This window comes from Rhizobium sp. CFBP 8752 (assembly GCF_014842035.1).
Taxonomy (GTDB): Bacteria; Pseudomonadota; Alphaproteobacteria; order Rhizobiales; family Rhizobiaceae; genus Neorhizobium; species Neorhizobium soli.
Genome location: NZ_JACYUZ010000001.1, coordinates 1,741,484 through 1,758,230, shown reverse-complemented (window position 1 = coordinate 1,758,230; position 16,747 = coordinate 1,741,484). Strand labels below are relative to the sequence as shown.

15 protein-coding genes and 1 tRNA gene are annotated in these 16,747 nt (G+C 60.3%); 8 read left to right on the top strand and 8 right to left on the bottom strand.

Annotation, left to right across the window (positions count from 1 at the left end; genetic code table 11):
- Positions 1-59: 59 nt before the first annotated feature.
- The gene (locus IFT59_RS08425; protein WP_192086619.1) at positions 60-821 is read left to right on the top strand and encodes a BA14K family protein; all 762 of its coding nucleotides are present in this window, start codon (positions 60-62) and stop codon (positions 819-821) included.
- 8 nt (positions 822-829) lie between these two features.
- Here IFT59_RS08425 and IFT59_RS08420 read toward each other — a convergent pair whose 3' ends face one another.
- Positions 830-1,768, bottom strand: coding sequence for a LysR family transcriptional regulator (locus tag IFT59_RS08420; RefSeq protein WP_192086618.1), 939 nt, complete (start codon positions 1,766-1,768; stop codon positions 830-832).
- Positions 1,769-1,931: 163 nt separating this feature from the next.
- Between IFT59_RS08420 and IFT59_RS08415 the strand changes: the two genes are divergently transcribed.
- From IFT59_RS08415 to IFT59_RS08400, 4 genes are all read left to right on the top strand, one after another.
- On the top strand, positions 1,932-2,726 hold the full coding sequence (locus IFT59_RS08415; protein ID WP_192086617.1) for an alpha/beta hydrolase: 795 nt from the start codon (positions 1,932-1,934) through the stop codon (positions 2,724-2,726).
- A gap of 72 nt (positions 2,727-2,798) precedes the next feature.
- Positions 2,799-3,971, top strand: a complete 1,173-nt coding sequence (locus IFT59_RS08410; protein WP_174196843.1) for an efflux RND transporter periplasmic adaptor subunit — start codon at positions 2,799-2,801, stop codon at positions 3,969-3,971.
- A gap of 146 nt (positions 3,972-4,117) precedes the next feature.
- A complete protein-coding gene (locus IFT59_RS08405) occupies positions 4,118-7,300 on the top strand; it encodes an efflux RND transporter permease subunit (RefSeq protein ID WP_192086616.1) in 3,183 nt (1,060 codons plus the stop codon).
- Between the two features lie 155 nt (positions 7,301-7,455).
- Positions 7,456-7,531, top strand: a tRNA-Thr gene (locus IFT59_RS08400).
- A 13-nt stretch (positions 7,532-7,544) separates the two neighbouring features.
- Here IFT59_RS08400 and IFT59_RS08395 read toward each other — a convergent pair.
- Positions 7,545-8,315 carry an SDR family NAD(P)-dependent oxidoreductase gene (locus IFT59_RS08395; RefSeq protein WP_192086615.1) on the bottom strand — a complete coding sequence of 257 codons (771 nt, stop codon included), beginning with the start codon at positions 8,313-8,315 and terminating at the stop codon, positions 7,545-7,547.
- 136 nt (positions 8,316-8,451) lie between these two features.
- Between IFT59_RS08395 and IFT59_RS08390 the strand changes: the two genes are divergently transcribed.
- Positions 8,452-9,132, top strand: a complete 681-nt coding sequence (locus IFT59_RS08390) for an HAD-IA family hydrolase (RefSeq protein WP_192086614.1) — start codon at positions 8,452-8,454, stop codon at positions 9,130-9,132.
- A 28-nt stretch (positions 9,133-9,160) separates the two neighbouring features.
- Here IFT59_RS08390 and IFT59_RS08385 read toward each other — a convergent pair whose 3' ends face one another.
- From IFT59_RS08385 to IFT59_RS08365, 5 genes are all read right to left on the bottom strand, one after another.
- Positions 9,161-10,519: an APC family permease gene (locus tag IFT59_RS08385; RefSeq protein WP_192086613.1), complete on the bottom strand. Its 1,359-nt coding sequence runs from the start codon at positions 10,517-10,519 to the stop codon at positions 9,161-9,163.
- Positions 10,520-10,593: 74 nt separating this feature from the next.
- The gene (locus IFT59_RS08380) at positions 10,594-11,034 is read right to left on the bottom strand and encodes a YqaA family protein (protein WP_062457227.1); all 441 of its coding nucleotides are present in this window, start codon (positions 11,032-11,034) and stop codon (positions 10,594-10,596) included.
- Between the two features lie 76 nt (positions 11,035-11,110).
- On the bottom strand, positions 11,111-13,645 hold the full coding sequence (secD, locus tag IFT59_RS08375; RefSeq protein ID WP_174196709.1) for a protein translocase subunit SecD: 2,535 nt from the start codon (positions 13,643-13,645) through the stop codon (positions 11,111-11,113).
- A gap of 77 nt (positions 13,646-13,722) precedes the next feature.
- The gene (locus IFT59_RS08370; RefSeq protein WP_192086612.1) at positions 13,723-14,157 is read right to left on the bottom strand and encodes a hypothetical protein; all 435 of its coding nucleotides are present in this window, start codon (positions 14,155-14,157) and stop codon (positions 13,723-13,725) included.
- Between the two features lie 318 nt (positions 14,158-14,475).
- Positions 14,476-15,096, bottom strand: coding sequence for a TerC family protein (locus IFT59_RS08365; RefSeq protein WP_092662219.1), 621 nt, complete (start codon positions 15,094-15,096; stop codon positions 14,476-14,478).
- A gap of 202 nt (positions 15,097-15,298) precedes the next feature.
- On the opposite strand from IFT59_RS08365, the gene IFT59_RS08360 reads away from it, so the two are divergent.
- Positions 15,299-15,796, top strand: coding sequence for a heme-degrading domain-containing protein (locus IFT59_RS08360; protein WP_192086611.1), 498 nt, complete (start codon positions 15,299-15,301; stop codon positions 15,794-15,796).
- Positions 15,796-16,353, top strand: a complete 558-nt coding sequence (locus IFT59_RS08355) for a DUF924 family protein (RefSeq protein ID WP_192086610.1) — start codon at positions 15,796-15,798, stop codon at positions 16,351-16,353. Before IFT59_RS08360 ends, IFT59_RS08355 begins: the two co-directional genes overlap by 1 nt.
- A gap of 22 nt (positions 16,354-16,375) precedes the next feature.
- On the opposite strand, the gene IFT59_RS08350 is transcribed toward IFT59_RS08355, so the two are convergent.
- Positions 16,376-16,627, bottom strand: a complete 252-nt coding sequence (locus tag IFT59_RS08350) for a GlsB/YeaQ/YmgE family stress response membrane protein (RefSeq protein ID WP_062457205.1) — start codon at positions 16,625-16,627, stop codon at positions 16,376-16,378.
- Positions 16,628-16,747 lie beyond the last annotated feature (120 nt).

The following is a 16,747-nucleotide window of genomic DNA, read 5'->3' as shown; positions in this document are numbered from 1 at the left end:
ACCCTCTGCGCGCGCATGCATTTTGTCCGCATGTTGAAAATCTGCGGAGCATCCTCGTCGTGAAAGCGATCCTTCTACTTCTGAGCGGGCTTGTCTTGGCCGTCACGGTCTTCCTGAGTGGCGTTGCGGCCACGGCCTATCTCATTGCCGAGCCGGCGCCTCATCGCTTTTCCAACGTTGACCATCCTGATCTCTGGACCTCGACACCCGTGGTCGTGAGCAGCGGCGATCAGCGTTACGAGCGGATTGCTGCTGTGACCGCAAAGATCGATCTGCCGGCGTCGGATGCGCAGGGGCAGCCCGTAGCTGCCCAGGACCAGGCGACGGATGCGGTGGACGGCGTCCAGACGGCTTCCTTGGATGAGGCAGACCAGGCGTCGGTAGATCCTGTGTCCGATTCATCGGTTAACCAGGCGCATGCCGACTGGTGCTTCGCGCGCTACCGTTCCTACAGGCTCGAGGACAACACCTACCAGCCTTACAGGGGTGGCCAGCGTCGGGCCTGCCAGTCACCGGTCGCAATGTCGCATGGTCAGGACAACATTGTTTCTGGCAACGAGGACACCGGCATCGAAGAGCAGGGGCTGGTTCAGCAGGTCAGCGCCACGAGCACGATGATCGGGCGTGGTCAGGACGGCCGTCTTGTGCGTGAAACTGACCGCTCGTCTTCGCCGCAAAACGCCTCGTACGACGCAACATCCATGGGGAACCCGGCGCACGAGGAGTGGTGCCTGTCGCGATATCGTTCATACCGCGCCAACGACAACAGCTACATGTCCTACGGCGGCATGCGCCGCACGTGTCAGTCCCCCTACGGCTGAGACCTAACTCAGCCCGTTTTCAGCAATGTGACCGTCGGCTGTTCGTCTTCCTTCAAGCCTTGAACCAGTTTGGCGAGCCAATCCACGAAGACCCGGACCTTGTTGGAAAGGTGCCGGGTTTGCGGGTAGACGATGTAGAGCGGCAGCGGTTCGCACTCCCATTCGGCGAAGATCTCGATGAGTTCGCCCCTCTTCACGTGCTCCTGGACCATGAACCGCGCTGCCTGTGCGATCCCGAGACCCGCGACCGCCGCGTTGACGTAGGAGCGCGCATCATTCACCGAGACGACGTAACGCGGCATGATCTCCAGCGTCTCGTCCTCTTTGCAAAAGTCGAAGGTCATGATCCGGCCGGCCGTCGCGTTGAGGTAACCGACAGAGAAATGGTCGGTCTCCAGATCTCGCGGATGGGTCGGCATACCGAATCGCTCAAGATAGTTCGGGGATAGGTAATTGCGCATGCGAAGCTCGCCGACTTTGCGCGCAATCAGCGACTGGTCCTTGGGCGTGCCGCCTCGAAGAGCACAGTCGACATTTTCAGCAATGTAATCGACCAGCCGGTCGCCCACCCCGATATCCAGCTGGATCTGCGGGTAGCGCTGGTAGAATTCGCACAAATTGGGGATTACGACGAGGTCGGCGAACGCCCCTGCCATCTCGACACGCAGTCGGCCCGTGGGCTGGTTCTGCGATTTCGACATCGTGCCGTCGAGTTCTTCAAGTTCCGACAGGATCTGTACGGCGCGCTCGTAGTAGAGTGCTCCATCGGTCGTGACCATGACCCGACGTGTCGTGCGGTTGAGGAGCTTCGTGCGCAGATGCGCCTCTAGACCCTGGACCATGTTGGTGGCCGTGGTCTTGGGAATATTGAGGGTCGCGGCAGCACGCGTGAAATTGCCCGTTTCGACGACGCGCACGAAGACGCGCATAGAGGAAAGCTGGTCCATCGTTGATCCCGTTCGAAGAGTTGTATTATTCGCCTATCCGGAACAGTGTTGCCGATTTCAGCGACTTGCGAGTTCTGTCAGGAACAATAATATCAGGGTCAAGTTATTCGGCAAGATGCCTTTCGCCAGTGTGGCTTTTTGGCTCCATAGCGAGGAGGACTGGATGACGGACTGGAACAAGAACGCGGATATCGAATGGGCAGGCCTGTCCGTTTCCATACACCGTTACGAAGGCCAGCCGGCAGCCAAAGTCGCGCCGATTATACTCTATCTGCGCGGATCCGCATTCCAGCAAGGTGGCCTGCGGGACCGTGAAGTGCCGATCGGAAAAGTCTTTTCGGAGGCGGGTTCGATCGTTGTCGAGGCGGATTACGGTGCCGCCTCCGGCAATTTGTTTCCGCAGGCAATGGAATTCGCCTTCGCGGCGTTGACCTATCTCAGCAGCAACCGCAAGCGCTTCGGGTCCGCCCGTTCCCCGCTTTTCGTTGCGGGCGATGAGGCCGGCGGCAACGTCGCGGCGGGCGTGGCTTTGAAGGCGCGAGATCAATTGCCGGGCGAGCTTCGGGGACAGATCCTTCTGTCGCCGATGATCGATCCGATGATGGCCTCGAAATCGTTTCGTCGAGCCGATGAGATCGGCATGCGCGAAAAATGGTCCGACGGTTGGAGCCATTACCTGCGTGCAGCCTGCGGGTTTCAGCATCCCTATGCTGCGCCCGGTCTCTGTTCGCGGCTATCCGGTCTTGCGCCGGCTCTGGTCGTCACGTCAGAAGACGATCCGCTGCATGACGAGGTTGTCAACTATGCGGACCGGCTCGAAGCCTCGGGCGTCTCGGTCAGGCAGAAAATATTCCCGAAAGGCGCAGGCTGGACGGGTGTTTACAAGGGCGGGCAGGGGAACTGGATGGCGGGTCTATCCGCCGAGTTCAAAGGCTTCGTCGAAACGTTGAGTGAATAAGCAGACGTCGATTTCTAGCGTTTGACAACGGTTTTCTCCTCCTCCCTGGGGCAGGACCGTCAGGAGATTATGATTATGTTGAAGATCAAAAACTGGGCCCCGTGGGGCGCCGGAATAAGTGTTGCTGCGCTCATTGCAGGCGCTTCGCTCTCTATCGATACGCCGACAGGCGCCCATGCGGCCCCCGCGGAAGCGGCGGCTCAGCCGGCGGTGCCGGTCACGGTTGCCGCCGTGCAGCCGAAGAACGTCACCACCTGGCAAGAGTTTTCCGGCCGTCTGGAAGCTGTTGATCGCGTCGAGGTTCGCCCAAGGGTGGCCGGCGCAATCCTGTCCGTGCATTTCCGTGAAGGCGGTCTCGTAAAGGAAGGCGATCTTCTGGTCTCGATCGATCCCGAGCCCTACAAGGCAGCCGTCGCTCAGGCGGAGGGACAGATGGCATCCGCCCAGGCAAGGCTCGATTATGCCGAGACCGAGCTGGAACGGGGCAAGACGCTCGCCTCGCGCAACACCATTTCGCAGAGCGATCTTTCGCAGCGTCAGAGCGCCCGCGCCGAAGCGATCGCCAATGTACAGGCAGCAAGGGCAACGCTGAAATCGGCGCAGATCAATCTGGATTATACCCAGATTCGTGCCCCGATCTCCGGGCGTGCAGGTCGCATTGAAGTCACCGTCGGCAATCTCGTGGCGGCAGGCTCTGCCTCGGCGGTGCTGACGACGCTCGTGTCGAGCAGCCCGATCTACGCAAGCTTTGATGCAGCCGAAGAACTGGTGGCCCGCACACTGGCCCAGGTCGACGTCAAGGACGGCGTGCCGGCGATTGGCGACGTTCCGGTTGAGGCCAGCACGCTCGCGTCAACGACGCCTGTCCGCGGCAAGCTGCAGCTGATCGACAACGAGGTCAACGCGGCAAGCGGCACGATCCGCGTCCGCGCTGTCTTCGACAATCCGGGCGGGCGCTTGATCCCCGGTCAGTTCGTGCGGGTCCGCATGGGTGAACCCAAGGCCGAAGATCGCCTTCTCGTCAGCGAAAAGGCGATCGGCACCGATCAGGACAAGAAGTTCGTGCTGGTTGTCGAAGCCGGCGACAAGGTCGGCTACCGGCAGGTTCAGCTCGGATCGGTGATTGATGGTCAGCGGATCGTCGAAAAGGGCCTTTCTGCCGGCGATCGTGTCGTCGTCAGCGGGCTACAGCGCATCCGCCCGGGCGCGATCGTGGCGCCGCAGGACGAAGTCGCCACCAAGTGACTTGATGCGGTCTGCTTCTCCCTAACTGGAGGGGCGGGCCGCAACCACAACTACAATTGCGAGACACGGTAAGCACTCGCGTCCTGCACAGGCCGCGAGAGGGGAGCCTGTTGTTTCTGTTCGACCCTGGAGAGAGGGCTTAGACAATGAATATTTCAAGATTTTTCATCGACAGACCGGTTTTTGCTGGAGTTCTGTCCATCCTGATCGTGGTCGCCGGCCTGCTTGGCATGCGCGCACTCCCGATTTCCGAATATCCGAACGTGGTTCCGCCTTCGGTCGTCGTGAAGGCGACCTATCCCGGCGCTAATCCGGTCGTGATTGCCGAGACGGTTGCGACGCCGCTAGAAGAGCAGATCAACGGCGTCGAAGACATGCTCTACATGTCGAGCCAGGCCACATCGGACGGCGTCATGACGCTGACCGTAACCTTTAAGCTCGGCACAGATCCGGACAAGGCGCAGCAACTGGTGCAAAACCGCGTCAGCCAGGCTGAACCGCGCTTGCCATCCGAGGTGAGGGCGCTCGGCATCACCACGATCAAAAGCTCGCCCGACTTCATCATGGTCGTCAATCTGGTCTCGGATAGCGACCGTTATGACCTCACCTACCTTCGCAATTACGCGACGCTGAACGTCAAGGATCGGCTGGCACGGATCGAAGGCGTCGGCCAGGTGCAGGTCTTCGGCGCCGGTGACTATTCCATGCGTGTCTGGATCGATCCGCAAAAGGCTGCCGAGCACAATCTTGCGGCAAGCGATGTGACGGACGCAATCCGCGCGCAGAACGTTCAAGCCGCAGCCGGCATTATCGGCGCCTCGCCGAACCTGCCGGGCACCGACCTGCAGCTCAACGTCAACGCGCAGGGACGTCTGCAGTCGCCCGAAGAGTTCGGCAACATCATCGTCAAGAGCGGCGCCAATGGCGAGATCACAAGGCTTCGCGACGTCGCGAGGGTCGAAATGGGCGCCGCCGACTATACGCTGCGGTCGCTTCTAGACGGACGCCCGGCAGTTGCCATTCCCGTCCTGCAGGCCCCCGGCTCGAATGCGATCGAGATCGCCGATACGGTCCGCGCGACCATGGATCAGCTCCAGCTGGCGATGCCGGAAGGTGTCAAATACGAGATCGTCTACGACACCACGCAGTTCGTCCGCTCGTCGATCGAAAAGGTCGTCGATACGCTGCTCGAAGCCATTGCGCTGGTCGTCATCGTCGTCATCGTCTTCCTGCAGACCTGGCGTGCCTCGATCATTCCGCTGATCGCGGTTCCGGTCTCCATCATCGGCACGTTCGCCGTGATGTATGCGCTCGGCTTCTCGATCAACGCGCTGACGCTGTTCGGCCTTGTGCTGGCGATCGGTATTGTCGTGGATGACGCGATCGTCGTCGTCGAGAATGTCGAGCGCAATATCGAAAACGGGCTCAATCCGCGCGATGCCACCTACAAGGCGATGCGCGAAGTCTCCGGCCCGATCATAGCGATTGCGCTCGTCCTTGTCGCCGTATTCGTGCCGCTCGCCTTCATCTCGGGCTTGTCCGGCCAGTTTTACCGGCAGTTCGCGCTGACCATCGCCATCTCGACCGTGATCTCGGCGATCAATTCGCTGACCCTGTCGCCGGCGCTGGCAGCGCTTCTCCTCAAGGGCCATCATGCGCCGAAGGACCGGCTGACGCGGGCTATGGACTGGCTGTTCGGCTGGTTCTTCCGCGGCTTCAACCGCGTCTTCGGTTCCGCCTCCAACGCTTATGGCCGCACGGTGGGCGGCCTTCTGTCGCGCAAGAGCATTGTCATGGTGATCTATCTCGCCCTGATCGGTGCAACCTACAGCGTGTTCAACGCGGTGCCGGGCGGCTTCGTACCGGCGCAGGACAAGCAGTATCTGATCGGCTTTGCACAGCTGCCGGATGGGGCAACGCTTGACCGTACCGAAGATGTGGTGAAGCGCATGAGCGACATCGCCCTGAAGCAGCCGGGCGTCGAGCATGCGATTGCATTTCCGGGCCTGTCGATCAACGGCTTCACGATCGGATCCAATTCCGGCATCGTCTTCGCAGTACTTGACGACTTCGAGAACCGCACGACGCCGGAGCTTTCGGGCGGCGCCATCGCCATGGCACTGAACCAGAAATTCGCCGGTATCCAGGATGCGTTCATCGCGATGTTCCCGCCGCCGCCGGTCAACGGTCTCGGCACCACGGGCGGCTTCAAGCTGCAACTCGAAGACCGCGCCGGTTACGGTTACCAGGCACTGGACGATGCAACCAAGGCCGTGATTGCCAAGGCCATGCAGGCGCCGGAACTGGCAGGCATCTTCTCCAGCTTCCAGATCAACGTCCCGCAGCTGTTCGCCGATCTCGACCGCGCCAAGGCCGAACAGCTGGGCGTATCCGTCACCGACGTGTTCGAGACGCTGCAGATCTATCTCGGCTCACTCTACGTCAACGACTTCAACGCGTTTGGCCGTACCTACAGCGTCCGTGTTCAGGCGGATGCGCAGTTCCGCGCAAAGCCCGAGGATATCGGTGCGTTGAAAGTTCGCTCGCAATCGGGCCAGATGATCCCGCTATCGGCGCTCCTCAAGGTGGATGCCCAGACGGGACCGGAACGCACGACGCGCTACAACGGCTTCCTCGCCGCCGATATCAACGGAGCGCCGGCACCTGGCTTCTCCTCCGGTCAGGCGGAAGCGGCGATCACCAAGATCCTCGACGAAACGCTGCCGTCAGGCGTCGCCTTCGAGTGGACCGATCTCACCTACCAGCAGATCCTTGCCGGCAATTCGAGCGTCATCGTGTTTCCGCTGGCACTGCTGCTGGTCTATCTCGTGCTGGCGGCGCAGTACGAAAGCCTGACGCTGCCGATTGCGATCATCATGATCGTGCCGATGGGCGTGCTGGCGGCACTGACGGGCGTCTGGCTGACGGGAGGCGACAACAACATCTTCACCCAGATCGGGTTGGTGGTGCTGGTCGGACTGTCGGCGAAGAACGCGATCCTGATCGTGGAATTCGCCCGCGAGCTGGAGTTCGAAGGTCGAACGCCGTTCGAGGCTGCGGTCGAATCCAGCCGCCTTCGCCTTCGCCCGATCCTGATGACGTCGATGGCCTTCATCATGGGTGTGGTGCCGCTGGTCGTATCCACCGGTGCCGGTGCGGAAATGCGCGTCGCCATGGGCATCGCGGTATTCTCCGGCATGATCGGGGTGACCTTCTTCGGCATCTTCATGACGCCGGTCTTCTATATGCTGGCGCGCCTGATGACCGGAATGCGGCCTTTACGGCAGCACGGTTTGGAGGCGCCGCCCGCTCTCTCTCCAGCGGAGTAGCTGGCCTCCAGGCCCTGCGGGTTCTTCCTCTGGAAGGATCCGCAGGGCATTTTCAATTGTACCAAGCCATAATGGGCCAGGGTTAACCTTACCTCGTAACCATTGGTAAAGGCTGTGATTGCGCTCCTTACCAATCGGTGGCAATCAGATCGCACGCCCCTAGTAGCTCAAAGCCAGAGCAGCTGCTTCGTTTGCAGCCGATCCAGGTTCAATTCCTCGGCAGGGGCACCATCTTCCTTTCTCGCTAGATCGCGCCACCATCGATCACCAGTGTCTGCGCAGTTATGGCAGCCGCGGCGCTCGACGCGAGAAACAGACACGGGCCCACGACATCCTGCGCCACCAGGCTGCGTTTGAGGCACTGGCGCCCAATCATCGCGGCGATGTCCTCATCCTTCAGCCACAGGTCCTTTTGCCGCTCGGTGACGATCATGCCGGGCAGGATGGCATTGACCCGGATATTTTCCGGCCCAAGCCTGCCGGCGAGGCTTTTGGTCAGACCGACGATACCGGCCTTGGCGGTCGTATAGGATGGCATGCCACCCATGTTGAGCATCCAGGCGATCGACGAGAAATTGACGATCGCACCACCGCCCGCCAACCGCATATGCGGCACGGCGGCTTGCGATGTGAAGAACACCTGCTTCAAATTGATCGCCTGGCTGAGGTCCCAGTAATCTTCGGTGATATCGTCGAGATCCCGGCGATCGTCCCAGGCGGCATTGTTCACGAGCACCGAGAGTGACCCAAGGCTTGCTGCCGCATGATCGACCGCATGTTTGATGGCGTCGGTATCGCGCAAGTCCGCCCTTATATACTGGACTGGATGATCGTTGATCGCGGAAAGCCGGTCCGCCAGTGCTGTGCTGGGTTCGTCGGCAATGTCGATAAACGAGACCTTCGCGCCATGGGCCGCGAATCCCTCGACCAGCGCCGCTCCAATGCCGGATCCGCCGCCCGTAATCAGCACGCCGCGGCCGCGCAGATCCGCGTGCCCCATCAAATCCTCATTCATAGGGTTTTCTCCATTCCCATTCTCAGTTCTAACGCTTCGAACCTCGCCGTCAATTGCGCCGGCTCCCTCCTATCTGTAGTCCGGATGCGTATCCGGTCCTGCAAATCCCGTCAGTCTCTCCAAAAGGAATTCCGCATTGTCAGTCTCCCAAAACGTCATCGTCCTGCCGACCAGAGGTTATCGCGGCTTTCTCTTCGACATGGACGGAACGATCCTCAATTCGATTGCTTCCGCTGAACGTGTCTGGGGACGCTGGGCGGCAGAGCAGGGGCTCGACGTGGAGAAATTCCTCCCCTTCATGCACGGCAAGCGCGGCATCGACACGATCACCAGCCTCAACCTTCCGGGTCTTGATCCCGCAGCGGAAGCCGAGAAGGTTCTGCGCGGCGAGATCGATGACGTCGAAGGTATCGTCCAGATACCGGGCGCTGCTGAATTCCTGGCGAGCCTGCCCGCGGGCCAATGGGGTGTCGTGACGTCGTCGCCGCTGGAACTCGCAAAGGCAAGACTTGCCGCAGCTGGCCTTGCGATACCGTCCATGCTGGTCACTGCCGAGGACGTCACGATCGGCAAACCGGACCCGCAGGGCTACAGGCTCGGCGCGAAACGGCTTGGCGCAGACCCGTCCAACGTGATGGTGTTCGAGGACGTCCCTGCCGGCATCAAGGCAGGCGAGGCGGCGGGTGCCGATGTCATGGTGATCACCGCCACCCATACCCACGACGTCGAAGGCGGGCACTTCCGGATCCCGGATTATACCGGTGTTTCGGTAAGCGTCGCCAACGACGGCGTCATCACCTTTCAGTCCAGAGCGTGAGAGGCTGACGCCGGTCTTCTAGTACCGGTCAGGCAGCCCTGCTGGATGTTTTCATGAACTGGACGGTGGCGATCCACAGTATGACGCCGAGGCCAAGCAGGGCGGCGGCAATGGCATACTGGACCGGATCGCGACCGGCCCAGGGACCCGCCAGAAAAACGCAGGAGATCACACCAAGAACCGGCAAGATCGTTGGTGTCCGGAAGTGCTTGTGATCGACCTTGTCCTTGCGCAGCACCAGCACGGCGACATTGACGATCGCAAAGACGCAAAGCAACAGCAGTGCAGTCGTCCCGCCAAGAGCGGGCACGCCGCCTGCAAAGAGAATCAGACAGACGGCGAGAAGCGATGTGAAAACGATTGCGATATACGGCGTGCGGCGCGTTGCGTGCACCTTGCCGAGCATGGCGGGCAGCACATTTTCGCGGGCCATGCCGTAGATGAGTCGGCTTGCCATCATCATGTTGATCAGCGCCGAATTGGCGACGGCAAACATCGTGATGATTGCAAAAATGCTGATCGGGAACGCGGGCGCTCCGGCCTGGATGACTTTCAGAAGCGGTGTCTCCCCTTCGCCCAGTTCGTTCGCCGGCACCAGAGTAATCGCAGAGATTGCCACGAGAATGTAGATCACGCCGGTGATCGCGAGACCGGTCAGCAGCACTTTCGGGAAGAGACGGCTTGGCTCCTTGCACTCTTCGGCCATGTTGACCGAGTCCTCGAACCCGACCATCGCGAAGAAGGCAAGACCGGTTGCGGCGACGACTGGCCAGAACGTTCCGCTGCCTTCCGGTGTGGCGAACGTCCAGGCACGCGATACATCGCCCTCGCCACCAGCAATTGCCCAGAGGCCGATGCCGATGATGATGAGAAGGCCGGTCAGTTCCACAACGGTCAGCACGACGTTGAGCTTTACGCTTTCACCGACACCGCGGAAATTGACCGCCGCCACCAGCGCAATGAAGCCGACGGCAATCAGCGGTACGCCCCAGACCCCGAGATCCAGCCCGAGCGACGTCGACAAGTTGGCGGCAAACGCCCGCGATGCCGTCGCCGCAGACGTGATGCCTGATGACATCACAGCGAAGGCGACGAGGAACGTCACGAAATGGACGCCGAAGGCTTTATGGGTGTAGAGCGCAGCACCAGCTGCCTGCGGATATTTGGTGACGAGTTCGAGATAAGAGCAGGCGGTGAGCAGGGCGACAAGAAAAGCGATGAGGAATGGAAGCCAGACAACGCCTCCAACTTCAGCGGCCACTTGTCCGGTCAGCGCGTAGATCCCCGTTCCGAGAATATCGCCAACGATGAACAGCAGCAGCAGGCCGGGGCCCATCACGCGCTTGAGTTCAGGTGTTTCTTCTTTCGCGCCGAACGCCTCTGCCATGACTGCCTCCCAACATGGTCCTACATGGCAACACTAATGGGAACATCACACGATTGTTCCATGTTTGGTATGGCTTAACCGATCACGCCGAGCGTTACAGCCGCGACGACGCCGTAGCGAAGCGTCTTGCCGATGAAGACCAAAACAAGGAACGTTGGCAGCGGTTCTTTCAGAACACCCGCGACCACGGTGATGGCATCGCCGCCGATCGGTAGCCAGCTCAGGAGAAGCGACCACTTTCCGTATTTGCGATACCAGGTCTTTGCCTTCTCAAGCTTGTCAGGCTTGACGGGGAACCAGCGTCGGTCCCGGAACCGCTCCACGCCCAATCCCATCAGCCAGTTGACCACCGAGCCGAGCGTGTTGCCGACGGAGGCCGTGAGGACGAGGGCCGCAAGCGCATAGCGATCCGACAGGATGAGGCCGACAAGGACCGCTTCCGACTGCATCGGAAAGATCGTGGCAGCGATGAATGCAGCAAAGAACAGGCCCGCATAGGCGGCAAGATCGACCATGGAAAACCGGGTTTAAAACGTGGAAATGAAAAAGGGCGGGAAACGACCCGCCCTTTTGTCTGGATGGTAGAACGTCTCAGACGTTGCCGATCTGCTTGGAATCGACGGCTGTGTCGTCTGCAACAGGCTTTTGTGCCTGATGGCGGGTACGCCAGTCGCCAAGGAACAGCAGGATCGGCGCTGCGATGAACACCGACGAGAGGGCAGCGACGAGAATGCCGAACACCATCGGGATCGCGAAGCTGGATACGGCGCTGCCGCCCCAGATAGCCATTGGCAGAAGCGAGAGGAACGCCGTTGCCGAGGTATAGAGGCTTCGAGCCAGCGTTTCGTTGATCGACAGATCGATCACGTCGCGCAGCGGCATCTTCTTGTAGAGGCGCATATTCTCGCGCATGCGGTCATAGACCACGACCTTGTCGTTGACAGAGTAACCGACCAGCGTCAGCAGCGCGGCAATCGCTGTCAGGTTGAAGTCGAGACCGGTGATTGCGAAGAAGCCGATCGTCTTTGTCACATCGAGCACGAGTGTCGCGATGGCACCGACGGCGAAGGGCCATTCGAACCGCACCCAGATGTAGATCATCATGGCAATCGAGGCGAGCAGGACCGACAGGAAGCCGGCAGTCGCAAGTTCGCCCGATACCTTCGGACCGACGACTTCGGTACGCTCAACCTTGGCAGTCTGGTCGATCTTCAGTACTTCCGTCTTGAGCTTCTCGACGGCCTCTGTCTGGGCGATCTCGCCGCCTGGCTGGCGCTCGACACGGACCAGGAGCCTGTTATGGGCACCGAATTCCTGCAGTGCCACTTCACCGAGACCGAGTTCGTTGAGGCCCGAACGGAAGGATGCAAGATCCGCTTCGTTGGCGGTCACCACTTCCATCTGGATACCGCCGCGGAAGTCGACGCCGTAGTTGAGGCCAGGCGTCACGAACAGCACGAGCGAGGCGATCGACAGGAGAACCGACACGCCGATACCGATGAAGCGACCCTTCATGAACGGGATACGCGTACCATCCGGAACGAGATTGATCGGTAGAAGCGGCTTGATCTCGATCTTCTTCAGCTTGCGCTGTGCGGCAATGTAGATCATCGCGACGCGAACGACCGACACGGCGGTGAACATCGAGATCATGATGCCGAGGCCCATGGTGACCGCGAAGCCGCGGACAGGACCGGAGCCGAACCAGAACAGAAGGACGGTCGCGATCAGCGCCGTGACGTTACTGTCGACGATGGTCGAGTAGGCGCGGGCAAAGCCCGAGTCGATTGCCGCAAACGCGCTCTTGCCCTTGCGGGTTTCTTCCTTGATGCGCTCGTTGATCAGAACGTTCGCATCGACTGCAAGACCAATGCCGAGCACCACGCCGGCGATGCCGGGCAGGGTGAGCGTCGACCCGATCAAGGTGAGGCCGGCAAAGGTCAGGACGACGTTGATGAGAAGCGCAGCGTTGGCCAGAATGCCCCAGCTTCCGTAAAGGAAGAAGATAAAGCAGACGACGAGGACGAAGCCGATGAGGCCGGTGAAGATGCCCATTTCGATCGCATCGGAGCCAAGGTCGGCGCCGACGGTGCGTTCTTCGATGACAGTGAGCTTGGCGGGCAGGGAGCCGGCGCGCAGCAGCGCGGAAAGGGTGGTCGCGTCCTCAGGCGTGAAGCTGCCCGAAATCTGACCGGAACCGCCGGTGATCGGCGTCTGGATGACGGGTGCACTGAGCACCTTGTTGTCGAGCACGATCGCAAACGGACGGCCCACATTGGCCTGTGTGATCTGGGCAAAGCGGGCTGCACCGGCACTGTCGAACCGGAAGGTGACGATCGGCTGGCGGCTCTGCTGGTCGAAGGCAGCGCGGGCATCGGTCAGGCGGTCACCGGAAAGCTCGACGCGGTCGAGCACCGGATACTGCTGACCGCTTTCGTCTGCGATCATGGTTACGCCCGGCTGGCCCTGGTCACCGAGAAGGTGGAAGCTCATCTTGGCGGTCGAGCCGAGAAGCTGGCGCAGGCGCGAAGGGTCCTGTTCGCCTGGAAGCTGGACGAGAACGCGGTCCGAACCCACACGCTGGATCGTCGGCTCGGCGACGCCGACCTGGTCGACGCGCTGGCGGATGATCTCAAGGCTTTGCTCAACGGCAGCGTTGATATGGGAGGTGATCCCCGCATCCGTCTGAGCGATGGAAATCGTGTTGTCGCCCTGGCTGGTGATGGAAAGGTCGCTGCCACCAACCGTCGTGCCAAGCCCGATCGGGTTCGCGAGCGTCTGCAACTCGGTGACGGCCTGATCGCGCTGCGCTGGATCGCGAAGCGTAACTAGCACAGCCTCACCCGAGCGACGGATAGCCGATGTTGCGAGGTTCTTTTCGCGCAGAACGCGGCGTGCATCCTGGATCAGGCCCTGGACACGCTCGTTGATGAGATCAGCGCGGTCCACTTCCAGCACCAGATGCGAACCGCCGCGAAGGTCGAGACCGAGCGATACGCGGCTGTGAGGCAGGAAGGACGGCACGCGGTCGAGGACCGATTGCGGCAAAATGTTCGGCATCGCCACCAGGAAGCCGAACACGATGACGAGGATATAGCTCGCCACCAGCCAGGGTGAATTTCTCATGTTTTAAGATCCTGCTTCGCCCCGGTTGCGCGTTTCGCAGCAAGGGGCCGTATGCGTGTGAGGTTCGACTATCGCGCTCAGGAGACGACGGGCGGTGCGCGCGGCAGCGGAGCCGGCCAATGCGTGCCGATAGGGTTGGCATCGGTGAGTGCGGATGCAATCGCCTGAGCAAATTCCGGAATCGTCAGTGTCGAGGCGGTGAAAGCCAAAGCGCCGTCTGCGCCGCTCCACTGGCTGGGACCAGCCTCCCTGCGGTCGGCAGTCGCCAGCGTGCGAATAGGATCGCGCTTGCTGGCTTGTGGCGTCTCCGAGCTCTTTTCGCTGGAATGCGCGATGCGCAGGATCGCCTGGCTATCGCGAAGTCCGCCGGAAACCAGAGCGACGAAGGCGATCAGCAGTGCCGCGACAAAGACTGCCCATTGCGACGGGAGCTTGTCCTGCGCGCACCGGGCCGTCTCTCGTGTTCCTGCCGGAAACACCGCCATCCGTTCCAACTCCGGAATATTCGTCACACCGAAGAGCCTGCTTCGGAAGAATGCCGCTTCTAAAGGAGAGTGCTGGTACGGTCAATCGCATCACGGCAGGGGATAACCGAAGTTTGACCCGCCTCGCGTCGGGCGCGAACCGGCCTTGACCTCAGTCAACGATTGGACGGGGCTCACCAGCACTTTCGAGCTGGGGGTCCGCGAGCCCCTGACCGGTTATTGCCGGCTGCGACCACCTAACGTTGCTAGCCGGCCTGCTTCAATGGCAGCGCTCTGATTCGACGGTCAATCTCGATTGTATGATAATGAGCGTTTAAACCGCTGTTTCAAAACGAGCCGAAACGACTAGGCAGACTGAATCAGCGGCAAGACTTCGATCGTGCCGTGATAGATCATGGTGATTGCGACATAGACGATCACGGCGAGGCCGAGATAGGCGATCCAGCGGTAGCGGTTGAGCAGGTTCGCCACGAAATTGGCAGCGATACCCATCATCGCAATCGACACGACGAGACCGATGATCAGGACTGCGGAATGCTCCTGAGCAGCTCCGGCAACGGCAAGGACGTTGTCCAGTGACATGGACACATCAGCGACGACGATCTGCATTGCCGCTTGAAAAAACGTCTTTTGCGGTTGGTTGGCGGCCGCAGCGTTGAGCGCGTCGGCGTCTGCCGTATCGTGGGCACGCAGTTCGCTCCACATTTTCCAGCACACCCAGGCGAGCAACAGGCCGCCGACAAGCTGCAGCCCGACGATGCCGAGAAGGTATGAGGTGACCGCTGCAAAGATCAGACGAAGCACGGTTGCGGCCGCGATGCCGAACAGGATTGCCTTCTTGCGCATGTCCGCCGGAAGGCCGGCAGCGGCAAGACCGATAACGATCGCGTTGTCGCCGGACAGCACGAGATTGATGGCAATGACCTCGACGAGGGCAGCCAAGCCAGCAGCGGTAAATAGATCCATGATAGGGAGGCCTGAATGGGAAGGATTGGAGGTAATTTCCTCTATCCGCTTCTTCGCGGTTGCGCACAAGCAATTTACAATTGTCTTTGCGCAAACCGTGGAACGGATGGTCTGCCGGAAGATCAGCAACGGCGCTGGCGGGCAGGATATTTACATTCCCCAATTCCACCGTCATCAATGAGGCTACAAACGGGGAAATACCATGACGCTTGAACAGGATATCGCCAGGATCGCCGAGCAGGAAGCGGCCCTGATCTTCGACCGCTTTGGTCCAGACGAAGCCTGGCGACTCGGTTCTTTGCTGCGCGACATGGCGATCGAGAAGGGGCTGCCAGTCGCGATCGGTATCCGGCTTCACTCGATGCCACTCTTTTACACGGCGTTGCCGGGGTCGATGCCTGACAACGAAGACTGGGTTCGGCGCAAGAGCAATGTCGTCCTGCGCTTCTTTCAGTCGAGCTATGGAATGGGTCTGAAAATGACCAGGCAGGAGACAACACTCGAGGCAAAGTTCTCGCTTCCTATTGCCGACTATGCACCGCATGGCGGCAGTTTTCCGATAAAGGTGAACGGCGCGGGCTGTATCGGCGCAGTCACCGTATCGGGTCTCCCGCAGCGAGACGATCACAGGCTCGTCGTGGAGGCTCTGCTGGTGATGATGGGCAAGTCGTCCGAAGGTGTTCAACTGGAGCAAGCTTGATGAGTTCTGAAGCGGTTCGTACCCCTGAAGACGTGCTGAATTTCTGGTTTGTCGAACTGGGACCGGAGAAATGGTTCGAAAAGAACCCTGCGCTGGACGTCGCAATCTCGAAGCATTTCGCAGCGACGCACCTGTTTCTGGCGCATGGAGATCTGGATACGTGGCGAGGTTCACGCGAGGGGCAGCTCGCGGCCATCATCGTACTCGACCAGTTTTCTCGCAATATCTATCGGGGCACACCGCTGGCGTTCGCAACAGATTGGATCGCGTTGCGGGAGGCGAGGCTGGCAGTCGACGAAGGTGTCGATACGGGCGCCGGTCTGCATGAGCGGTGCTTCCTGTATCTGCCCTTCGAGCATTCGGAAGCGCTTGAAGACCAGGATCGCGCAGTCGAGCTTTTTGCTCTCCTCGGCGACGAACGATATCACGACTACGCGGTCAAGCACCGGGAGGTGATCCGTCAGTTCGGCCGCTTCCCGCATCGAAATGCTTTGCTCGGACGCAATTCGACCCCGGAAGAGCTCGAGTATCTTGCTCTGCCGGGGTCGGGTTTTTGATCAGACCTGATCTAATCAGCGCTTAGCGTCTAAAGGCGCGCGCAACTGCAATAAGTATGCAGGCGCCGATAAAGCCGGCGATGAGGTAGCCAATCCAGCCGCCCAGCACAACGCCAAAGAAGCCGAGAATGGCGTTGGCGATGATCGCGCCGACAATGCCGAGAAGGATGTTCATGAAGACGCCCATATTGCTCTTCATGAACTGTTCTGCCAGCCAGCCTGCAATGCCGCCGATGATGATGGCTGCGATCCAGCCGATGCCTGCTTCTTCCATGTCTTACCCTCACGTTTTGAATTTGCGATTGGTAACGCAGCAGAATGTTCCAAAGTTCCCAAGGAATTTTCAAGCTGTGCAGGACGTCCTTTTCTTCGCCTTGAAGTGCCTCTATTCGTG